This is a genomic window from Oleiphilus sp. HI0117 (assembly GCF_001635235.1).
The window spans coordinates 1-2016 of sequence record NZ_LWGA01001074.1 but is presented as its reverse complement, the minus strand read 5'-3'; the positions used below and the strand labels follow the sequence as shown (position 1 = coordinate 2016).

Below are 2016 nucleotides of genomic sequence, written 5' to 3'. Positions count from 1 at the left end.
TTATCGCTGAACCAACGCGCCAACGAAAGCTATTGCTACATAAAAAAGAAATCGCAAAGATAAATGCCAAAATGAACCAAGCTGGACACACCTGTGTTGCATTGGCGCTTTATTGGAAAGGAAACCACATCAAATGCGAGATAGCACTGGCCAAAGGTAAGAAAGATCACGATAAACGAGATGCCGAGAAGAACCGTGACTGGGATCGCCAGAAAGCACGTATTGTTCGAGAACACGTAAAATAAATAGGCTTGCCTTGTATTCCCAACAAGCGCCCCTATATAATGACTAACAATTAAATTACGGCATAAGCGACAGTTGCTAAAACACTGGCCGGGACTCGACGTAGTCGAAGCCAAACGCTTAATCTTGGTAAAAGTTACGGGGACGACATGGGCTTATGCCTGTTTTGTCTCAAATTGAAAGCCAATTTCTTGGCCTTCAAAAGGCATAAGCGACAGCGGCTCCGCCCGCTGGCCGGGACTCGACGCAGTCGAAGCCAGACGCTTAATCTTGGTAAAAGTTACGGGGACGACATGGCTTCGACGCTGGTAACAAAACCAAAGGTGCATGCCGAGTGTATAGTGGCACTCGTACTCCAATCGCTATAACTCATAGTTGCAAATGATGACAACTACGGTGCTCAACTAGCTGCGTAAGCAGTGAAAAAGCACTTTTAGGGCTACGGCCCTAACGGTCTTTAGCAAGGTGCCTGTATCGCGCTAATGACTGTCACTCAGAACAGGATCGCCAAGCGGCTTACTCAGGGTCGTTTCGTTAAACTTTACTGAGCTCGCCAACCACGTCCTGCCCGTTGGGCTGTGGAAGGTTAAACTAATTAACGGATTCTAAGCATGTAGAGCCGATGGCAGAGTGCTGACGGACGCGGGTTCAATTCCCGCCGTCTCCACCAAAAGCTGGTTCATCAAGAACCAATAAAGTAGGGAAGTAACCATAAGTTTAGCATTTGCTAAAATTATGGTTCACAGGGAAGCATAAGTTTGGCAACAACCGGACAAATGCAACCCTTTCTAGACTGAAAAAGCTCATTGAATCATAGCGTTATGATTCAATGAGCTTTACTTTTTAATATCTATGATTTGCGAACCTTTTTTTAATCGTTCGACCCGCCCTCAATAAGCATTTCTGATTTGTAAACCTGAAGAAACAGAGCTAACTCATTATTCTTAGTAGATTTAAACCAGAAAGGATCGTGCACTGAGCCCGCATAAATAACAACAATTAGAAATAAATAACATACCAAAGCCAATGCCAAGGGCCGATTAGTTCCAAGAGCTCCCATAGCAAACAGCAGAGATACGATAAAAGAAGACACACTCCATAAGGAAAACAAGAAACACAGATAGACCTTGTTGATATTCCAGCTTCGTAGATACCAAAATTTGAACAGCCTCAAATTGCGTGTGCGCTGCGAAGATTGTCATCACGAGCGTTTGGTCGCTTTCAGCTGCAAACGGCGTGGTTTCTGCCCTAGTTGTGGCGCTCGGCGGATGGCGGAGAGTGCCGCACTTTTGGTGGATGAAGTATTTCCCGCAGAGCCTATTCGCCAATGGGTGCTGAATTTTCCTTTCCAGTTGCGCTTTTTGCTGGACCGTTACCCGGAGCTGATGGGCAAGGTCTTGAGCATCGTTTACCGTACACTCTCAACTGTTCTGCGCAACTAAATCAGGACACTTTTCTTAAAGAGTTTTCGTACTCGATTGGCGACATATCTTCGTTAGAAGTATGGAGCCGCTCTAAGTTGTAATAACGCATGTAGTCAGCCACATCATTTCTCATATGCTCTCTCGTTGGCTGGGGCACTTTCAAAACCCAGTCATGCTTTAAGCTTCCAAAGAACCGCACCACAACAGAGTTATCCCAGCAAGCACCTACATCCCCCATGCTAGCTCTGATGCCATAATTACTCAGCAGTGTGCGATAACGCTTGCTGGTATACTGCGAACCTCTGTCACTATGAAACACCAAGCCTTTAGGAGGCTGGCGCAGATTATA

The 2016-nt window shown here is 45.8% G+C and carries 2 protein-coding genes, 1 other RNA gene and 1 pseudogene; 3 read left to right on the top strand and 1 reads right to left on the bottom strand.

Annotated elements, in window-relative coordinates; all coding sequences use genetic code 11:
• From A3757_RS19215 to A3757_RS25315, 3 genes and pseudogenes are all read left to right on the top strand, one after another.
• Positions 1-245, top strand: a 245-nt coding sequence (locus tag A3757_RS19215) for an SsrA-binding protein (protein WP_197470139.1), incomplete at its 5' end; no start/stop codon positions are given.
• A gap of 282 nt (positions 246-527) precedes the next feature.
• Positions 528-913: a transfer-messenger RNA gene (gene ssrA, locus A3757_RS19210) on the top strand.
• Between the two features lie 505 nt (positions 914-1418).
• Positions 1419-1676: pseudogene (locus tag A3757_RS25315) on the top strand (transposase zinc-binding domain-containing protein); the annotation flags it as partial.
• A gap of 10 nt (positions 1677-1686) precedes the next feature.
• Here A3757_RS25315 and A3757_RS19200 read toward each other — a convergent pair.
• Positions 1687-2016, bottom strand: a 330-nt coding sequence (locus tag A3757_RS19200) for an integrase core domain-containing protein (RefSeq protein ID WP_156492034.1), incomplete at its 5' end; no start/stop codon positions are given.